Source organism: Paraburkholderia sp. BR13439, assembly GCF_040948805.1.
Lineage (GTDB): Bacteria > Pseudomonadota > Gammaproteobacteria > Burkholderiales > Burkholderiaceae > Paraburkholderia > Paraburkholderia youngii.
Genome location: NZ_JBFPKN010000023.1, coordinates 72,165 through 90,017, shown reverse-complemented (window position 1 = coordinate 90,017; position 17,853 = coordinate 72,165). Strand labels below are relative to the sequence as shown.

The following is a 17,853-nucleotide window of genomic DNA, read 5'->3' as shown; positions in this document are numbered from 1 at the left end:
GCTCCTTGCGGAAATCCGTTTCGATGGAGAAATGCATGCCGCAACAGACGCAGCGATGAACGCGCGTCAGTGGACGAACCCGTCGAGGCTAACACTGCGTTATGCGGACGCTAAATAGTAAATTCAGATAAACATATAGGATGCGCATGTTGTCCCGCAGCGCGCTTTGGCGTCGAGCGCTCGAGCTGGCCGAACTCGACAAGCCGCTGCGCGAGCGTCACAAGGCGAACATCGATCCGAACGTGGTCATGATTCAAACTTTTGCGCGATCGGCTCGAGTCGGATCGAACGGCGGCACAGCAGCGGGACTCGTCGGCGATTACGACACGGTCGCGCAGCGCATCGCGGCGTTTCATCGCGCGGGTATCGAACCGTTCATGCTTCAGTTCCAACCGCTCACGCTCGATCTATACCGACTGGTTCCGTCCTTGAGTGCTGCTGCCTAGGTGCACGCCACGCTAAAAAGCATTGCATAAATGCTTGTTTGTGGAAGCGCCTTTGGGTGACTAGATTCAATGAACGTAACGAACAGGAGGGCGCGCCATGTCGATGGATCACGCCATCTTCCGCCGATTTGCGGTGGTCCGGCAGCGCACGGATATCGGCTCCAGTCACGCAGCAGCCCCAGGAGAAAGCCCGCATGCTGCCGTCGGCAACGACCCGGAACGGCTCGAACGCATTGCGAATTACGCGCGCGCCGGGTACTTCAATCTGGGATACACGCTAGACATGTTTCATGCACTGGGAGAATTCGCGCCCGAGTGAATGGTGCGTGTCGAATCTCCGTTATGGAGCGCAGGCAATGAACGATATCGTTGTCGAGCAGCCGGCCGTCGTCGAGGCCGCGTTGAACTATCTGGTTGCGAACGGCGAAAAGCCCGCCACCTATGCGTACGAGCCGCCCGATGGTGCGCCGTTGCGTAGCGGCGTCTACCGGACGCAGCGCGTGAATGTCAGCAACGCGCGCATAGCGCCGCCGCCGGGTGGTTTGTCGCTCGATCGTAACGGCTTCGAATTGCACCATCACGCAAGTGCATTGAACGATTTTTCCGACCCGACGGCGATCGAACGCGTTTATTACCCGGAGTCTGAAACGCTGCTCAAACGGGCGACGGGCGCAAAGCGCACCGTGATTTTCGATCACACGCTTCGCGATGGCCGGACCGAGCGGGCCGACGGGGTGCGCGAACCCGTGAAGTTCATCCACAACGATCAGACTTTCCTCTCGGGCCCGCGCCGCGTGCGCGATCATCTTCCACCGCATGAGGCGGAAGATCTGCTGAAAGGCCGCGTCGCGATCGTCAATCTGTGGCGACCGATCGGAGGGAGAGTCGAGTCGTCTCCGCTCGCACTGTGCGATTCGCGCAGCATCTCGCTCAATGACCTCGTGCCGTCGGACCTCATCTATCGCGACAAGGTCGGCGAGACGTATGCGTTCGTGTTCAACCCGCGGCACCGCTGGTACTACTTTCCGCTGATGTCGCCGGACGAAGTGCTGCTGCTGAAAATCTACGATTCGGCGGGCGACGATGTCGCGCGGCTGACTGCACACACGGCGTTCGATGATCCGTCCTCGCCGCTTGATGCGCAGCCACGCCGAAGCATCGAACTGCGCGCGCTACTGTTCTTCTGAGCGTTTGCGGAACCGCCGTACGAGTTCAAACTCACAAGAAGCCGCCCGTCGGCCGAAGCTGACCTGTCAATGCGCTTTGCCCGAGCGGCTTCTCCTTGTATTGCGCCAGTGCCGGTCCAGCCCGCCCGCGCGGGGGACGACGGAGCCTGAGCCGAGATCGATGAGAAGCTTCCGTTTGAATCCTGAAGCCCGTTTTTTTGACCCGAGAGGCGATAAGCGTTTAGGGTTATTCGATGCCTGCCCTTATTCACATGGCTGTGAGCGTGCCGCGGCGCCTGCGGGCAGGCGAAGGATGAGCCTCGAGGGAGGAAACCGCGGAGTGGTCCGAGGCGGTTGGGAATTTGGGTGGCTATGGCGATTGATGGTTCGACATCCTCGGCCCTGTTAGAGCAAGGCGGCCCAAACGGGATGCTCGAAGTGGCCAGGCGCCTGGATGATGCAATGAATTCGCGCGACGGTGGGCGAAACTGCCCGGCTAAGGCAGGGCTTGCTGCATTGCCTCCGTCTTTTCACTTGCTCATCTGAAAAACCGCCCATCTTCCCCAGGGCACCGTGCCTGCGGGTTTATGCCGTAATATTCTGTAGGAAATTCTGTTTACAATACGCGCGCCTCCCGGCATATCGCGACGCCTGTCCCGTCGACGACTACAATACAAGGCGCACGACTAACGTTGCCGCCGCGCGTAAGCAGAGACCACCCGCCTCAGCGACAACGACGAGGCGCCGCGCGTCTATGCGCACACGCACGATCTGCGGCGGCGCCGAAACGAAAAATATCATGCATGACTTAAGCGAAATCGCCCAATGGCTGGAGAGCCACACTATTCACCACGTATCTGACGTTCACGCAACACTGCCGGATCCCACCTTCATTTCAAATGGGCGTCAATTCGTTTCGTTCAGTTCGAACAATTATCTGGCACTGGCGAATCATCCCCGATTGGTGACTGCCGCCAAGCAGGGACTCGATCGCTATGGCGTCGGTAACTGCGAGTCGCGCCTTCTGGGCGGCGATCTAGAGGTCTACCGCGAACTCGAGGCACGCCTGGGTGCACTCAAGCACAAAAGTGACGCAGTACTGTTCGTGACTGGCTACATGACCAATCTCGGCGTGCTCTCGACGCTGGTCAAAGCCGCTACGCTGGCGCGCTTACACGGCTACCGCCCCAAGACTCGCCGGAAATATGCTTACTACTCGGATGAGTTCAATCACGTCAGCATTCGGGAAGGCATCCAGATGTCCGGCGCACTGCGGCACACCTACCGACACCGCGACCTGAATCATCTGGAGTCGCTCCTGCAGAAGGGGGACCGCACCACACCAATCATCGTCAGCGACGGCGTGTTCAGCATGGAAGGGACGATTACCCCCCTGCCGGACCTGGTGGCGCTGGCCGAGCGCTATGGCGCCATCCTGTATATCGATGATGCGCATGCTACCGGCGTACTAGGCGAGCATGGCGGGGGCACCTCGGAACATTTCGGTTGCTACAGCCCCCATATCATCCAGATGGGCACGTTGAGCAAGGCATTTGGCGCCATTGGCGGGTTCGTGGCAGTCGATCGCGATATGGCCGACGTGATCCGGCTTACTAGTTCCGCCTATGGTTTTACCTGCCCGCCGCCGCCGGACCAGGCTAGCGCCCTACTTGCTGCGCTCGACCTGTTGGCCGAAGAGCCGCAACGGCGGCAAAAACTGTGGGACAACCAGCGTTATTTCATCGATCGTATACGCCCGCTCGGATACCAGCTGTTGTCGACCGAGACGGCAATCGTCCCCGTGCTGATCGGCGAGACGGAACTGTGCGCGCGTTACGTCAAGGTGCTGCGTGAAGAAGGTGTCCACGTCGACTCAGTGCAGTTTCCGGCCGTGCCACTCGGACAAGCACGACTGCGTTTCATGATGAATGCTGCACATACCAAGGTGCACATCGATCATGCCATCGCGGTAATGGAAAGCATCGGCGCAAGGGCGGTGTCGTAGCTTACTCCCGCGGTGCCTTTCCCCGATGTGCGCGTTATTGCGGCCGTTTGATCATGAAATGGTCAACGGCGGACGGGGGGCGGCTTGGTGCATTCGCCTGCGCGCGCCTGACGACGTTCGGGCGTCGCTGACGTTCCCCACAACGGCCATTCGAATGGGTCCGGTATTCCAATGCAAACGAATAAACGGCTTTCGGAATCTTCCCCCACCGCTTTCGCCAGTCGCCCTTCCTCTAAATAGATACTGCATGTTCCCTGCATACGCAATGTCTAGGTGCTCAAGGTGCGCAATTCGCCAGAGAGTAACCCCTTCAAAGTCCTCAGGAAGATACCAAGAATAGCAAGGCTGGCGATACAAAGTAGAAGCAAGGCGATGCTATTGGTGATACGACCGGGGCTCTCTCTTGCAACTCTGAGAGAGCAGATCGCCGACGCTGAGAGAGGGAAGCTGACAGCCCACCATGCAAGACGAAAGGGACAGCAGGCTGCAAGATAGCGCATTTGTCCAAACAGCACCGCGAGGAAAAACAAAGTCAGCATGTAGAGTGCTTCCGCGAACAGGTCATGGCTACCGGTCACCGCGATGTAGGCCGAGTAGCCGACGGCAAACGGCGCAACGAGAATCATCAATGTCGGTCGCAAGCCGTCCGGCATTCGGTCCTCGAACAACAATCGCGCAAAGATCAGCGTAAAGATGGGCACGGCGAAGAATAGCCCAACCGCGAGTGCGAATACGCCGAGTTCCGAAGTGGCTGGTAGACCCAGCGCGGGCATCGCCAATGGCAGGTCGAGCATGCCAACAACCGGAATAATCCACACAGGAGTAGCGTGGGGCAACTGCTGGCGGCGACTTATCCATCGGCTGACGATGAGCCACGCTAAAAACACCATGCCGACGGCACCCAATACCCACATGCCGAACGCAAGTTCATGGCTTACACGTACCAGAACGATTGGCAGCAGCAGAAGACTGATTGCTACCGTTCCGAACAGACAGCCGGCAATCGGATGCCCAAACTCCGTCTTCACCGCGTGCCAGGCAGTCAGGCATTTCCAACCATATCCAAGAACCAGCGAGACGAAGACCGCTACGGCGACAGCTCCGATGCCATCAGCGATCGAACCCGGCACGCCATACATCTGCGAAGCAGCGCGCCACGCAACAGCGAGTCCAACCAGCCCCATGACCGATCCAAATAGTCCGATCGGCAGATAGTCGAACGCCTGTCCAGTCTGGGGCGGACGACTTGCGAGCATCTGCATTTCCTGGTCGTTGGTACTCATCCGAGCTCCATGCCAGTGAGCGACGCTGGCAGAACTGATCAAGGTATGGAAACTTTCTTTTACGATGTCGATACTGTGCGCAGGAACTTGCCATCAGGCCGAGATGCGCGCCAGAAACCGGACTTGTGGGCTTATGTCATAAGCATCGTGTAGAGGACGCCCAAAATCGGCGCCGTAGTAACTACCCTTGCGTCATGGCTTTCACGACGTCCTGAGTCGTGACCACAGCGTGTGCGAGAAACGCGTAGTTCACAAGTGCTGCCTTATAGCCGTCGCCCCACGTCGGATGGCGCGGCCCCGCCGTGGCGTCGGCGACGACGGTCACTTCGAAACCTTGCTCGATCAGATCACGTAGATGAGCTTCGACACACATATTAGCTAGCATGCCGCCAAGCACGACTTTCTGCACATTGCGCTTGCGAAGCTGCAGCGTTAGATCGTTGGTCTGTGGACCGAAAACCTTATGTGGGCTCACAACGATAGTTTCGCCATCGTCAATGAATGGCTTGAATTCCTCCAGCCAGTCAGCCCCCGACTTCTGGAACCCGCTCAGGTTCAGCGCGCCCGTTCGCGCGAACGTTCCCGTTTGAAACTCACCCGTCTCAAGCGGCCCATTGAATTGCCACCGAGTGTCGGTTGGATAAAAATAGTGCGGGGAGATGAAAACACTGAACTTCCCGGCTTTCGCTGCCCTGAAGATTGACAGCATATTTTCGACAGTCTTATTTTCAGTCACGCTTGCGCCAAGAACGCCCCAGTTCTTCCCGTTCGGGCTGAGTACGTCGTTCTGGGGATCAGTGAATACTACGGCAGTATCGGCCGGATCGTAGTTCATAATTCGCTCCTAAAAATGGAGTTGAGACGCCCGCCGAAACTGGCCCCCTTGATGCACCTTATTCGGCGTTCATACGCCTCAGGATCGCCATAACGATTATCTGGAAGATGAAATAAGGGAGCAGCCACGCCAAAACAAAGACAACAAGATGACAACACCGGGATTTTGAAATTCGTTCGCAGCATGTTGGTCATTTCCCAGTATGGCCCTTTCAGTCCGCCGACGGCGAGCAACCCCAGATACCGGATTCCGCGAATTAGCGCGGCCAACGACCTATGCCAACGTGATTCGACTATTGTAGTAAAGATTTCTGATGGGACAAGCTTATCCGATGTGAATAATGGCTTAATCACCGTTTATTCTTCTACTATCAACAGTGATGTCCCGATTTTAAAAGAACGTGTCATTCATCGATACGCACTGTGAGGCGTTTGCATCGTGGGGCTAGCGGTGCACGTGCCGGCACGGATATTGCCAATAGTGGCAAAGACCCTCGGGTCGATTGCACTCGGCTCGAGGTATCGTCGAACGTTTGGGTCCGGCCAACTACGGTCGTTCCTCCGACGCGCAGATCGCCATTCAAGCGTCGGCTTCGCACCCGGCACCAGACCGTCGCGGTTGGAGTCATCTCGACAACATGTCGGCCTTTATGGGAATTTTTCTGGTGTTGCTGATCCAACCGTCGACGCTGTGAACGACGCTCGCCCATGCACCATCCAGCACCTGCGTCGCAAGATGGTTTACTGCCGCGCCGCTATCCGCACGCGCTCGCCCGCTTTGGTTCGCGCCGACGCGACCGACATGCCCAGGCCGAGCAACGTCAGGCAGACGACGGGCACCAGCATCGGAGCGCTTGCGTTGCCCGCGACCTTTCCTATGTAAGGCATCAGGTTCTGCGCGAAGAAGCCTCCGAGATTGCCAATCGAATTGATCGCCGCGATGCTGGCTGCAGCGCGGGCGCCCGTGAAGTATCGCGGGGGCAGCGACCAGAAGCATGGATAGAGCAGGGGAATGCATGCGCCGCCCAGCACGAGCGCGGCAAATTGCAACGGCAGACCCGGCAGCACGAGACTTAGCGCGAAGCCGATCACGCCGACGCCCGCAACCAACGCCATCGACCTGAGCACCACACCCTCGCGTTTCAACTTCGCGGGCAACCACAGCAGAAGCAGCGCGGAGAGCATCCACGGAATCATGTTGAGCAGGCCATTGAGCGACGAATGCGAGACGCCGCCGCTTTTCAGCAGCGTGGGCAACCAGTACGTCACCCCGTAGAGCGAGGTGGACATCAGCATGTAGCCGCACGCGAACATCAGCACGCGTTTGTCGACGAGCGCCCGCCACGGATGCCCGGCGGCCGCTTGCGCCGGCGCCTCGCGCCGCAACGCCGCGATCATCAGGGCCTTTTCTTCGTTCGACAGGAACGGGGCGCGTTCGACGGACTCAGGCAGAAAGCGCAACGCGACGAGTGCGACGAGGACAGCAGGTGTCCCGGTTGCCACGAACACCCATTGCCAGCCAGCGAGACCCAGATTGCCGTCCAGCGACAACAGCAAGCCGCCCGCGAGTGAGCCGAGCATGTTGGCGAGCGCGCTGCCGAGCGTGAAGAAGCCGAGCATGCGTGTGCGATGACTCTGCGGAAACCAGAGCGTCAAATAGAAGATCACGCCCGGATAGAAGCCAGCTTCGGCGACACCCAGTGCGAACCGGAACACATAGAAGAGTCCCGTTGAATGTGTGAATGCCATCGCCACGGTAATGGCGCCCCAGGTCGCCATGATGCGTGCGAGCCAAAGGCGAGCGCCGAAACGATGCAGCGCAAGCGTGCTCGGCACCTCGAACAGCAGGTAGCCGATAAAAAAGAGCGACGCGCCCAGACCATATGACGCTTCCGACATTCCCAGCGCATGCACCATCTGCAGCTTGGCAAAGCCGACGTTCTGCCGGTCGATAAAGGCGATCAGGAACATCACGATCAACAGCGGCATGAGCCGCCAGGCGACCTTTTTCACGACAGCCTGCTCGGCAATCATGGTTTGGCTCACAATCAATCTCCGTTCGAAAAATTCATATATATGTTTATGTGAATCTGTTTTATCGACAATGGGTAGAAACCCGCTTGCGCAAGATTTAACCGCATACCTAGGGTTATCACTGATCTGCTGTTGGCCTTGATCATGGAATCATATATATGAATTCAACGGAGACTACGATGCCTGCCGATGACCGGTTGCCCCGTTACCAGCGTTTGCGCGACGAAATGGTCGCTCTGATCGCGGCCCGCCATTGGCGGCCGGGTGAAGCGATCCCTACCGAGCAGGCGCTCGCCAAAAGCTACGACGTGGCGGTCGGGACGGTCCGCAAGGCCGTCGATCTACTCGTCGCGGAAGGCCTGCTGGAACGCTTTCAGGGCAGAGGGACGTTCGTGCGCCGCGCGAGCTTCGACAGCTCCCTGTTTCGTTTCTTCCGCTTCCAGACACGGCAAGGCGAACGACGCATTCCAGAGAGCCGCATCTTGCGACGCGAGGTCGTCGATGCGCCGTCGGCTGTCGCCGCGATCTTGCAGATTTCGAGTAGCGCGCGCGTGATCCAGATGACTCGCCTGCGGCTGATCGACGGCGTGCCGATGCTCGCTGAAGAAATCTGGCTGCCCTATGTCCGTTTTGCGGCGTTTGCGCAGATGGACCTGAATGAAGTCGGTGACCTGCTGTACCCCGTGTACGAAGCGCAATGCAATCAGGTCGTGGCGTCTGCCACGGAAACTCTGACAGTCGAAGCCATTGGCCCGTTGCATGCACGGCTGTTACGCATAGAGCCGGGTACGCCCGCCGTCGTCATCGAGCGTCTTGCATACGGCTACGACAGACAGCCGCTCGAATGGCGCCGCTCACGCGGGCCTGCCAGCGAATTCATCTATCAGGCCGAGATCCGCTAGCGATCGCGCGCCTTCACAAACAAGTTGTTCCCACGCAGGAACGACGACCTGGGAGACAGCAATGTTCAAGTGGTTCAGCCAGATTTCAGGCAATGAACGCCGGACGTTCTGGGCGTGCTTCGGCGGATGGGCGCTTGATTCGCTCGATGTGCAGATGTTCAGCCTCGTGATTCCGGCGATCATCGCCGAGTGGTCGATCAGCCGCACGCAAGCGGGGCTCGTCAGCGGCGTCACGCTGGTGGCGTCGGCGCTGGGTGGCTGGATCGCGGGCATGATGTCGGACCGGCTGGGGCGCGTAAAGACGCTGCAATGGACGGTCGCGTGTTTTTCCGTATTCACGTTCCTGTGCGCGTTCGCGCAGAACTATCCACAGTTCCTGGTGCTGAAGACACTGCAGGGGTTCGGCTTTGGCGGAGAATGGGCGGCGGGCGCCGTGCTGATGGCCGAGACCATCCGCAATGAGCATCGCGGCAAGGCGATGGGCAGCGTGCAGAGCGCATGGGCGGTCGGCTGGGGCGCAGCGGTGCTGCTGTATGCGCTGATGTTCTCGCTGCTGCCCGCGGATACTGCGTGGCGCATGATGTTTGGGGTTGGCATCGTTCCGGCGCTTCTGATTCTGTACGTCCGACGCGGCGTGCAGGAGCCTGCCGCGCCGGCCCGCGCAACGCGCGATGCGCGGGCGCGTCAGCAGCCGACGCCTGGCCTTGTCGTCGGCATCTTTTCTCCGCAAGTGCTGCGCATGACGCTGATCGGCGCACTGCTCGGCGTTGGTGCGCATGGCGGCTATTACGCGCTGATGACCTGGCTGCCGACGTTTCTGAAAAGCGAGCGCCATCTGTCGGTCTTGAGTACGGGCGGCTACCTCGCCGTCGTGATCGTCGCGTTCTTTTGCGGGTGCCTCGTGAGTGCGCAGCTGCTGGATCGCATCGGACGCCGCAAGACCATACTCACGTTTGCGATCTGCTGCGTGATAACGGTGATCGCGTATCTGTTCCTACCGCTCGGCAATACCGCGATGCTGTTCTTCGGATTTCCGCTAGGCTTTTTTGCAGCGGGCATTCCGGCAAGCATGGGCGCGCTGTTCAACGAGCTGTATCCGCGCGGGATGCGTGGCACGGGCGTCGGGTTTTGCTACAACTTCGGTCGCGTCGTGTCGGCGGGATTTCCGGTGCTCGTCGGGCACATGTCCGCGACCATGTCGCTTGGAACGGCGATTGGCATCGATGCGGGACTCGCATACGCAATTGTCGTCCTGTCCGTGCTGATGCTGCCCGAGACACGCGGCCGCACGCTGGGCGAAGCCACGTTCGAGCCCGAACACACAGGCGCGCTTTCTCACGCGCAAAGGCATTGACGGGCAAGGCACTCGCCGTAACCGCGCAAGACTGGTGATGAAGGAACGTCCATGATGGAGAAGTCGAGGATGGAGGCGAGCCACCGGCAGGCTGTGTATCGTCCAGCCCACATTGCATCTATCGACACTCATGCTCATGTTTTCGAGCGCGGCCTGCCGCTCGCCCAAAAGCGTCGCTACGTGCCCGACTACGACGCCACGCTCGACGCATACCTTGCCCAACTTGACACGCACGGCGTATCACACGGCGTGCTTGTGCAGCCCAGCTTTCTCGGCACCGATTGCAGTTATATGCTCGATGCGTTGCGCCGCGCGCCGCAGCGGCTACGCGGTGTCGCGGTGATCGAGCGTGATTGTCGGATCGACACACTGACGGAGATGGCGAATGCGGGCATTGCAGGGATTCGGCTGAACCTGATCGGACATGCCGATCAGCCGCTCGACAGATGGGTGAGCGCGCAAACGCTCGCCCATGTCCGCGATCTGAAATGGCATGTCGAAGTGCATGCGGAAGCTGCGCGGCTGCAGGGCATCGTCGAGCCGCTTCTGGACGCTGGCATGAATGTCGTCGTCGATCACTTCGGCAGGCCCGATCCGGATATCGGTGTAAAAGACGTAGGCTTTCGCCGTCTTCTTGAACTGGCTGACACGCGGCGTGTGTGGGTGAAGATATCGGCCGCGTACCGGAATCGACGGCAGCTTCGCCCGGATGACCATGATGCGCATGAGGCATTTCATTTTCTGAAAGCGGCCTTTGGCGTGCATCACCTTATGTGGGGCAGCGACTGGCCGCATACGCAGTTTGAAGCGGAGGAGGATTTTGCTCACGCGCTCGAACTTCTACGCGCGCTGCTCCCGGTTGAAGAAGAGCGCAGAGTTGTCCTGGCAGACACGCCAGCAAGACTTTACAGGTTCGACATTGCGTGATTCACATGGCGCATTGCAACGGCAGGACTGGCTAAACGGGTTGCCTAGCCGCGCAGCGGCGACAAGGTCTCAGTGTGCGAGATACCAGCCGTTGGAGGCACAACAACCCGATCGTCTGCAACGGGTCGGCTTGGTGCGGCGATGTGTTCCTGGTTGCGCGAGACGCAGTCATCAACGCCGGCACCGTGGCGGCGCCCAATGGCACGGCGGAACTGGCCGCAGGCGGGCAGGTGCTGCTGCAGGACTCCGCGAGCAGCCGGCAGGTGTTCGTGCAGACGGGCAGTCAGGGCACGGTCGTCAACAAGGGGAGGATAACGGCCGCGCAGGTCAGCCTGCAGGCCGCCGACGGCAACGTGTACGCGCTCGCAGGCGGCGGCACGCGCATTCGCGCAACCGGCACGGCCAGCCGCGACGAGCAGGTCTGGCTCGTCGCCGACAGCGGTGGTGTGGAGCAACTCGGCAAGATCGCCGCAAGCAACGCGGACGGCAGCGGCGGAACCGTCGATACACAAGCGGCACAACTGACGTTCGGCAGGCACGCGGTGGTCGATGCAGGGGTTCGGCATTCAGACGTCCGTTGCGCCCTGGAGGCGGCCATTTAAATCGCGAGTACAGCCTGAGTGCCCCCTCAATGGATAGCTGGCGAGCAATGCAGCACATCGCTCCCGCAAGAAAGCATGCAACGCGTTAATCGCCGGCGACAGTTGCGCACGGTGAGCACAAATCAGGTGCAGCGGCGCAGGCTCGCAATACTCCGGGGGAAATAACTCCACCAGTCGACCTGCCTTTAGATCGTCAATGAGGTCCAGCCGCGACTTATAGACAAGTCCTTCCCCGGCTATCGCCCAGCGACGGACGACATCGGCATCGTCGCTGATGCGATTACCCGTGACTGCCACGGTGCGCTCGCCCCCGGGCAGCGTGAAGCGCCAGCGTTCATGTATCTGCTCGCTCCAGACATACCGAAGGCAGTTGTGTCGCCGCAGGTCCTCAACTTTGGCCGGTACGCCATGCCGTTCGAGGTATGACGGCGCGGCACACAATGCACGTCGGTTGTTGTCGACCAGCTTCATGGCCAGAAGAGACGAATCAGGTAGCGCTCCGTAGCGCACGACGGCATCCAGCGGCTGGCGGGTCAGGTCGGCCGCCCTGTCGCTCATTTTCAGGTGCAGCGACAGTCCAGGGTGCAGGTGCTGAAATTCATCCAGCCACGGCACCAGCAGGTTTCGACCAAAGTCAGACGGAGCGGACAGCCGCAGCGGCCCGGTCAGCGCCCCCCGGCTGTTTGCCAGGGCCTGCTCGCCTTGCTCCAGCGCACCAATCATGACCCGCGCATGCGGCAGGTATCGCTCCCCGGCGTCCGACAGTTGCATGCTCCGCGTCGAACGGGTGAACAGGCGCGTGTCCAGCGCCTTTTCGAGTCGCTGCACTGACGCACTCGCATGTGCGGGCGCGATATTCAACTGGCGCGCCGCCTCCGAGAAGCTGCCGTAGTCCACCGTGTGCACGAAGATCTGAACGTCATCGAGTCGAATCATTTTCATTGAAATGCTGAAACTGTTTGGGCTGCGCGGGTATTTATCCGTATATCGACGAAAGATAACATGGTCTCATACCCCTTGGAGACCACGTGTATGAGAGTCATCGGCTTCTATCAGAACCATCCCATCAGCCACCCGCAGGCGCTGCAGGACATCGAGTTGCCGACGCCGGAACTGCGCGACCACGATCTGCTGGTGGAAGTGAAAGCGGTATCGGTCAACCCGGTCGATACCAAAATCCGGCGCGGTGGAGATATTCCGGAAGGCGGTGCGCGCATCGCCGGCTGGGACGCGGCGGGAATCGTCCGCGCGACCGGTCCGCTGGCCACCCGCTTCAAGCCAGGCGACCGTGTCTGGTACGCGGGTGACATCAAGCGGCCCGGCTGCAACAGCGAACTGCACGCCGTGGACGAACGCATCGTCGGACCCATGCCGACATCACTGGATTTCGCAGAAGCCGCTTCGTTGCCGCTGACCGCGATCACCGCGTGGGAACTGCTGTTCGACCGTCTGCGTGTTCAGGCAGCGGATCCGACCGACAACAACGTGCTGCTCGTCATCGGAGCGGCGGGCGGCGTCGGCTCGATTCTGACCCAACTGGCGCGCGAGTTGACCGGCATGACTGTCATCGGCACGGCCTCGCGGCCGGAAACCCGCGAGTGGGTGCTGGCTCATGGGGCGCATTACGTCCTCGATCACCATCAGCCCTGGGCAGCCCAGCTGGCCGCGCTCGGTATCGAGCATGTCACCCATGTTGCCGGGTTGAACAACAGCGCCGCCTATGTGCCCCAGATCGCCGCCGTGCTGCGCCCGGAAGGCCAGTTCGCCCTCATCGACGACCCGGTGGGTCTGGACATCGGTCCGTTCAAGGGGAAATCCATCTCGATTCACTGGGAGCTGATGTTCACCCGTGCGATGTTCACCACCGACACCCTCGCACGGCAACAAGCGTTGCTGCGCCGCGCGGCGCATCTGGTCGATCTGGGCCGCCTCAAGCACACGCTGACCCGCCGCATTGACGGCATCAACGCCGCAGGTCTGATCGAGGCGCATGCGCTGGTCGAGGCCGGCAACATGATTGGCAAAGTCGTCGTCGCCAACTTCTGAACCTTACTGACAACGAGCATCAACATGACATCGCAAACCATCAGCACGACAACGATCAGCCTGGAAGCTGCCCAGGCATTGCTGGCAGAGGCGCGGCGCGCCTGCGCCGCGCGCGGATTCGCCGCGACAATCGCCATTACAGATGCAGGAGGCCACCTGCGCGCTTTCGAGCGCGCGGATACCGCCCCGTTCCTCACCGTTGACGTCGCCATCGACAAGGCATGGACCGCCGCGTCGTTCGGCATGGCCACGCACCAATGGAATCAGTACATGGCCGAGCCCGCCGTTGCCCCGCTGGCACACCATCCGCGGCTGACGCCGGTCGGCGGTGGCGTACCGATCTTCCACGAAGGGCGTCTGGTTGGGGGCATCGGCATTTCTGGCGGAGCATCCCTTCAAGATCATGAGGCTGCTGAGGAAGCACTGCGTAACGCAGGATTTCTGCAATAAACCGTGTGCTATCCATGAGGCGCCGCCGCGAATGACCGGATCACTTCGATAGCTCCCGTCGATGCTGTGGCGGCTCGAGCGGCGGTTCAGGGTCGACTCTTGCCGGATACCTCCGGATCGACGACAGCCCCGATCTTCGGTTCGGCGTCGGACTAGGTTCGGCCACTTTCTGCCGTTCGCCTGAGTCATGCGGTGGTCGTTCGAACGACCGGTCCACGCCGAAACCCGCCCGATGCTCAACGCGCAGTTGTCGGCCAAAGCCGGCATTGGAACGTGCTGGGTTTTAGGTCAGCAATGTGTCCCATTGCCGACCATGGCGGCTTTCAACATCTGTGAACTCACGTCCCTCGGGGCGAGGCGCGCAAATCTGTGCGTCGAAGATGTCATTGGCCGGCATTGATTTCAGCGGTGTGCTCGCAGCTTACGGATGTCGCGTCGGCCCTCGCAGAAATGCTTCAGTCCAATCGTCCTTGGCCTGCAAGTTCTACCAAGGTGTCGACCACATGGCGCACCTTGGGTCGCAAATGAGCGACCTTCGGCCACACTGCGTGCACGTCTATAAGCTCATTTGAAATTTCGTCGAGGACTGACACCAATGCGGCTGACTCGAGATGTGGCCTTATGAGGGACATCGGCATCTGGCACACCCCCATGCCCGCGACTGCAGCTTCCACAATTGAGTCTCCATCGCTAATCTGATGAGTCCCAGGCGGCGAAATGCGTTGCGTTTGCCCGTCAATATGCACACGCCATGGAAGTGGTTGACCGCGCCGATACCCGACGATGCACGCATGATGCTGCAGCTCTTCAAGACTCCCGGGAGTTCCACGCTGCGAGAGGTAGTCAGGCGATGCTGCAATCACCATCCGTTGACGTGTCAGTCGACGTGCTATCAGACCACTCGAGCTTTGAAGTTCGCCAAAGCGGATTACAAGGTCAACGCCTTCTTCTATCGGGTCAATCAGATAGTCCGAGAAGGTCATCGTGAATAGCAAGTCGGGATACTTGCGACCGATGTCCAGCAGGATTGGCACAAGAATGCGCCGCCCGAAGGCAGCGGGCATATCAATCCGCAATCGACCTACTGGCTGCTGATGGCCTGGGCCGATTGCAGTTTCCGCCGTTGAGATTTCGTCGAGTGCCGATGTGCAGGCAGCGAAATAGGCTTCCCCGTCCGCCGTGAGTGAAATGCTTCGGGTGGTCCGATGGAATAGCTGCGCGCCAAGGCGGTCTTCCAGCTTTGCAATGGCCTTCCCGACCGCTGATTTGGTCAACCCAAGTTGCTCGGCAGCATCAGTGAAGCTACGAGATTTTGCGGCGGTGACGAAAATGACGACCCCGCTGAATGTATCAACCAGCGCCATTTCTCCGCCTATTGAAGAGTTTTATTCTTCATCTAGCGCCGAATATAGCGGATTGTCAACCTTCGGGCGGTAATCAATACCGCTCCAACCACCGCACCTGTAGTGTCTAAATCCTAACGGCGCAGCCCTTGGTGGCCGCTTCGAGCGCGCAGTTCGCGATTCGCAGTGCTCGAATCCCATCCCGTGGCGTCGCAGGCATGGGCGCATCGGTTTCTAGCGCCGTCAGAAAGCGGTCGAGCTCCACTTTGTATGAGTCCGCGTGTCGCTCGAGGAAGAAATTGAGGAGCGGCTCCCGCGCCTCCGTCCTATCGCTCGTCCAGCGGCGCAGGCTCGAAGGCCGATGATTTTCATTTTGCACCATGCCCTTCGAACCGAAGACCTCGACCCGTTGGTCAAAGCCATATATCGCCTGGCGCGACCCGTTGATATGACATTGCTTGCCTGACGCTGTGCGCAACAACACCATCACGCTGTCGTAATCGGGAAGCTCTTCCAGACCTGGGTCGACAAGCCGGCTGCCCATCGCCATCACTTCAACTGGCTCCTCACCGAGCAGCCAGCGGGCTGTATCGAAATCATGAATCGTCATGTCTCGGAAGATTCCGCCCGAGTGTCGAAGATACTCGCGCGGTGCCAGGCCTGGGTCACGGCTCGTAATGACAACCTGCCGCACGTCGCCCACTTCCCCATCTTCTATAGCCTGCTTGAGGCGCATCGCGTCGGGGTCGAAGCGCCGATTGAAAGCCAGCATTACCCTTCCGTTGAGACGTTCGATTTCCTCCACCGCAGCCAGCGCGCGGTCGATGTCCAGGTCGATGGGCTTCTCGCAGAGAACCGGTTTTCCCAGCCGAACCGCCCGCAACGTCAGGTCGATATGCGTATCAGTCGGTGTGCCAACAATAATGGCATCGACGTCTTTGCGGTCAACGACCGCCTTGCAATCGACGGATGCGTCGCAATGAAGGTCCGCGGCAAGCGCCCGGACCGCTTCCTCGTTGGGGTCGGCTACAGCAACAAGTTTCACCCGGCGGTCAGCCGCAACGTTAGCCGCATGAATCTTGCCAATGCGCCCAGCGCCGAGAACGGCGATACGCAACATGTCAGTCTCCTATATTCTGCCGGCGTCTCAGGCGCACCGACGATTCTTCCAATTGATACGGGTCAGTTCGGCTTCCGTCTGCCAGCGCTCGTATTCGTCAAATTCTGCTGCGATGCATGCGATTGCCGGATGGTCGGTTCAGCGGACGGAACCTCGGCTATCTGTCGGCTGAGCCGCAGAATGTCTTCAAGACCAAAGTCCCTTACTTCAGGCACTCGGTCCCCACGGTCTTTTGCGACGGCCGTTGCCATGCGCAGCGCGTTCGAGCGCTCACGAATCAGCAATTCGAGCGCTTCGACGAGAAACGCCCGCTCAAGCTGCGAAGTGTCCGAGTCAATCACGTGGTTGTAGGCAGACATATTCTGGTCCTCAGAACGATGTGGACGTCAACGCCGTCCACTTGCTGCTTCCTGTCAGCCCGAGTACCGCGAAACAACGGGCTGCAACAGGTTCGACAAAGGCTCGGCGCCATCAAATCAGACTGCGAATGCTGCCGCCGTCGACGCCCCAGACTGCCGACGTGACGAACGATGCGAGGTCGGAGGCGAGGAAGACAATCACATTCGCCACCTCGTCGGGTTGCCCCAGTCGATTCAGCGGCAACTGGCGCAGAGACAACTCGTGCTCAACGGCTTCCTTCGGCGCCATTCCATGAAATTTGCCCATTGTGTCTGCAAATCCGCCTTGCTTCGTCCAGAAGGGCGTCCACACTGGGCCCGGCGCAACGGCGTTGACACGAATCTTGGGAGCTTCTGCGCGCGCGAGGCCTTTCGTGAGAGCGAGGACAGCCGCCTTCGATGCGGAATAGTCAATTGGTACAGGTTCAGGCTGGCGTGCCAGGTCCGACGCGTTATTGATAATCACCGCCTTTTCACGAGTACGCAGCACCGGCAACAGATAGCGACACGTCCGCACGTAGCTCATGAAGTTCAGATTCATCGTGAAGTCCCATTCTTTGTCCGAGAGTTCTTCGAACGTGCGGACTTTCCCGGCCCCCACGTTGTTGACGAGGATGTCCACTTCGCCGCCATATGAGTTCAGCGCCGCATCAACGCCGCCTTTGACTCCGTCAGCCGTGGACAAATCCGCTTGTGCAATCGTTACGTGCGCTCCGAGCGAACGCAGTTCCGAATGGGTTTCCTCAAGCGCATTTGCGTCGATATCGATGAGGCAGAGACGCGCGTCTTCGCGCGCAAATCCCAACGCCGTCGCACGACCGATGCCTTGCGCGGCGCCCGTGATAAGAACAATCTTTCCGTCGAGGCCGGTTTCCATGATGTCTCCGATTCGATTTTGTGTACTGTTTCAAGCGCCCGGAGAATCAATGGTCTCCCCCAGATT

The 17,853-nt window shown here is 59.7% G+C and carries 15 protein-coding genes and 3 pseudogenes; 10 read left to right on the top strand and 8 right to left on the bottom strand.

Annotated elements, in window-relative coordinates; translation table 11 throughout:
* Positions 1 to 185: 185 nt before the first annotated feature.
* The 3 genes and pseudogenes from AB3X96_RS33860 to AB3X96_RS33850 all read left to right on the top strand — a co-directional run.
* A pseudogene (locus tag AB3X96_RS33860) lies at positions 186 to 395 on the top strand (alkanesulfonate monooxygenase); the annotation flags it as partial.
* A gap of 148 nt (positions 396 to 543) precedes the next feature.
* Positions 544 to 765, top strand: a complete 222-nt coding sequence (locus AB3X96_RS33855) for a hypothetical protein (protein WP_368593096.1) — start codon at positions 544 to 546, stop codon at positions 763 to 765.
* A gap of 37 nt (positions 766 to 802) precedes the next feature.
* Positions 803 to 1,633 carry a CmcJ/NvfI family oxidoreductase gene (locus tag AB3X96_RS33850; protein ID WP_368593095.1) on the top strand — a complete coding sequence of 277 codons (831 nt, stop codon included), beginning with the start codon at positions 803 to 805 and terminating at the stop codon, positions 1,631 to 1,633.
* Positions 1,634 to 1,664: 31 nt separating this feature from the next.
* Here the strand turns inward: AB3X96_RS33850 and AB3X96_RS33845 are convergent.
* Positions 1,665 to 1,798 (bottom strand): annotated as a pseudogene (locus AB3X96_RS33845) (acyl-CoA dehydrogenase); the annotation flags it as partial.
* Positions 1,799 to 2,366: 568 nt separating this feature from the next.
* On the opposite strand from AB3X96_RS33845, the gene AB3X96_RS33840 reads away from it, so the two are divergent.
* Positions 2,367 to 3,617, top strand: a complete 1,251-nt coding sequence (locus AB3X96_RS33840) for an aminotransferase class I/II-fold pyridoxal phosphate-dependent enzyme (protein ID WP_368593094.1) — start codon at positions 2,367 to 2,369, stop codon at positions 3,615 to 3,617.
* A gap of 269 nt (positions 3,618 to 3,886) precedes the next feature.
* Here the strand turns inward: AB3X96_RS33840 and AB3X96_RS33835 are convergent, their stop codons facing one another.
* The 3 genes from AB3X96_RS33835 to AB3X96_RS33825 form a co-directional block, all read right to left on the bottom strand.
* The gene (locus AB3X96_RS33835; protein ID WP_368593093.1) at positions 3,887 to 4,900 is read right to left on the bottom strand and encodes an SLAC1 anion channel family protein; all 1,014 of its coding nucleotides are present in this window, start codon (positions 4,898 to 4,900) and stop codon (positions 3,887 to 3,889) included.
* A 181-nt stretch (positions 4,901 to 5,081) separates the two neighbouring features.
* The gene (locus AB3X96_RS33830; RefSeq protein ID WP_176107311.1) at positions 5,082 to 5,735 is read right to left on the bottom strand and encodes an isochorismatase family protein; all 654 of its coding nucleotides are present in this window, start codon (positions 5,733 to 5,735) and stop codon (positions 5,082 to 5,084) included.
* A gap of 740 nt (positions 5,736 to 6,475) precedes the next feature.
* Positions 6,476 to 7,780 carry an MFS transporter gene (locus AB3X96_RS33825; protein WP_368593092.1) on the bottom strand — a complete coding sequence of 435 codons (1,305 nt, stop codon included), beginning with the start codon at positions 7,778 to 7,780 and terminating at the stop codon, positions 6,476 to 6,478.
* A 167-nt stretch (positions 7,781 to 7,947) separates the two neighbouring features.
* On the opposite strand from AB3X96_RS33825, the gene AB3X96_RS33820 reads away from it, so the two are divergent.
* The 4 genes and pseudogenes from AB3X96_RS33820 to AB3X96_RS33805 all read left to right on the top strand — a co-directional run.
* Positions 7,948 to 8,670, top strand: a complete 723-nt coding sequence (locus tag AB3X96_RS33820; RefSeq protein ID WP_008922347.1) for a GntR family transcriptional regulator — start codon at positions 7,948 to 7,950, stop codon at positions 8,668 to 8,670.
* A 61-nt stretch (positions 8,671 to 8,731) separates the two neighbouring features.
* The gene (locus AB3X96_RS33815) at positions 8,732 to 10,024 is read left to right on the top strand and encodes an MFS transporter (protein ID WP_368593091.1); all 1,293 of its coding nucleotides are present in this window, start codon (positions 8,732 to 8,734) and stop codon (positions 10,022 to 10,024) included.
* A 51-nt stretch (positions 10,025 to 10,075) separates the two neighbouring features.
* Positions 10,076 to 10,951, top strand: a complete 876-nt coding sequence (locus tag AB3X96_RS33810) for an amidohydrolase (protein WP_368593090.1) — start codon at positions 10,076 to 10,078, stop codon at positions 10,949 to 10,951.
* 137 nt (positions 10,952 to 11,088) lie between these two features.
* A pseudogene (locus tag AB3X96_RS33805) lies at positions 11,089 to 11,508 on the top strand (filamentous hemagglutinin); the annotation flags it as partial.
* Positions 11,509 to 11,517: 9 nt separating this feature from the next.
* On the opposite strand, the gene AB3X96_RS33800 reads toward AB3X96_RS33805, so the two are convergent.
* Complete coding sequence (locus tag AB3X96_RS33800; RefSeq protein WP_368593122.1) at positions 11,518 to 12,489, bottom strand: LysR family transcriptional regulator; 972 nt, start codon at positions 12,487 to 12,489, stop codon at positions 11,518 to 11,520.
* 96 nt (positions 12,490 to 12,585) lie between these two features.
* Between AB3X96_RS33800 and AB3X96_RS33795 the strand changes: the two genes are divergently transcribed.
* Both AB3X96_RS33795 and AB3X96_RS33790 read left to right on the top strand, forming a co-directional pair.
* Positions 12,586 to 13,599, top strand: a complete 1,014-nt coding sequence (locus tag AB3X96_RS33795; protein ID WP_368593089.1) for a zinc-binding alcohol dehydrogenase family protein — start codon at positions 12,586 to 12,588, stop codon at positions 13,597 to 13,599.
* 24 nt (positions 13,600 to 13,623) lie between these two features.
* On the top strand, positions 13,624 to 14,049 hold the full coding sequence (locus AB3X96_RS33790; RefSeq protein ID WP_368593088.1) for a heme-binding protein: 426 nt from the start codon (positions 13,624 to 13,626) through the stop codon (positions 14,047 to 14,049).
* 455 nt (positions 14,050 to 14,504) lie between these two features.
* Here the strand turns inward: AB3X96_RS33790 and AB3X96_RS33785 are convergent, their stop codons facing one another.
* The 3 genes from AB3X96_RS33785 to AB3X96_RS33775 form a co-directional block, all read right to left on the bottom strand.
* Positions 14,505 to 15,413 (bottom strand): LysR family transcriptional regulator, encoded by a 909-nt coding sequence (locus AB3X96_RS33785; protein WP_368593087.1) that lies wholly within the window; start codon positions 15,411 to 15,413, stop codon positions 14,505 to 14,507.
* A 106-nt stretch (positions 15,414 to 15,519) separates the two neighbouring features.
* The gene (gene iolG, locus AB3X96_RS33780) at positions 15,520 to 16,512 is read right to left on the bottom strand and encodes an inositol 2-dehydrogenase (protein WP_368593086.1); all 993 of its coding nucleotides are present in this window, start codon (positions 16,510 to 16,512) and stop codon (positions 15,520 to 15,522) included.
* Between the two features lie 471 nt (positions 16,513 to 16,983).
* Positions 16,984 to 17,787 (bottom strand): SDR family NAD(P)-dependent oxidoreductase, encoded by an 804-nt coding sequence (locus AB3X96_RS33775; RefSeq protein WP_368593085.1) that lies wholly within the window; start codon positions 17,785 to 17,787, stop codon positions 16,984 to 16,986.
* Positions 17,788 to 17,853 lie beyond the last annotated feature (66 nt).

Bases quoted from the DNA above. Each gene is read 5' to 3' on its own strand.
- AB3X96_RS33855 (WP_368593096.1), top strand. From the start codon at position 544: ATGTCGATGGATCACGCCATCTTCCGCCGATTTGCGGTGGTCCGGCAG.
- AB3X96_RS33850 (WP_368593095.1), top strand. From the start codon at position 803: ATGAACGATATCGTTGTCGAGCAGCCGGCCGTCGTCGAGGCCGCGTTG.
- AB3X96_RS33840 (WP_368593094.1), top strand. From the start codon at position 2,367: ATGCGCACACGCACGATCTGCGGCGGCGCCGAAACGAAAAATATCATG.
- AB3X96_RS33835 (WP_368593093.1), bottom strand. From the start codon at position 4,900: ATGAGTACCAACGACCAGGAAATGCAGATGCTCGCAAGTCGTCCGCCC.
- AB3X96_RS33830 (WP_176107311.1), bottom strand. From the start codon at position 5,735: ATGAACTACGATCCGGCCGATACTGCCGTAGTATTCACTGATCCCCAG.
- AB3X96_RS33820 (WP_008922347.1), top strand. From the start codon at position 7,948: ATGCCTGCCGATGACCGGTTGCCCCGTTACCAGCGTTTGCGCGACGAA.
- AB3X96_RS33815 (WP_368593091.1), top strand. From the start codon at position 8,732: ATGTTCAAGTGGTTCAGCCAGATTTCAGGCAATGAACGCCGGACGTTC.
- AB3X96_RS33810 (WP_368593090.1), top strand. From the start codon at position 10,076: ATGATGGAGAAGTCGAGGATGGAGGCGAGCCACCGGCAGGCTGTGTAT.
- AB3X96_RS33800 (WP_368593122.1), bottom strand. From the start codon at position 12,489: ATGATTCGACTCGATGACGTTCAGATCTTCGTGCACACGGTGGACTAC.
- AB3X96_RS33795 (WP_368593089.1), top strand. From the start codon at position 12,586: ATGAGAGTCATCGGCTTCTATCAGAACCATCCCATCAGCCACCCGCAG.
- AB3X96_RS33790 (WP_368593088.1), top strand. From the start codon at position 13,624: ATGACATCGCAAACCATCAGCACGACAACGATCAGCCTGGAAGCTGCC.
- AB3X96_RS33785 (WP_368593087.1), bottom strand. From the start codon at position 15,413: ATGGCGCTGGTTGATACATTCAGCGGGGTCGTCATTTTCGTCACCGCC.
- iolG (WP_368593086.1), bottom strand. From the start codon at position 16,512: ATGTTGCGTATCGCCGTTCTCGGCGCTGGGCGCATTGGCAAGATTCAT.
- AB3X96_RS33775 (WP_368593085.1), bottom strand. From the start codon at position 17,787: ATGGAAACCGGCCTCGACGGAAAGATTGTTCTTATCACGGGCGCCGCG.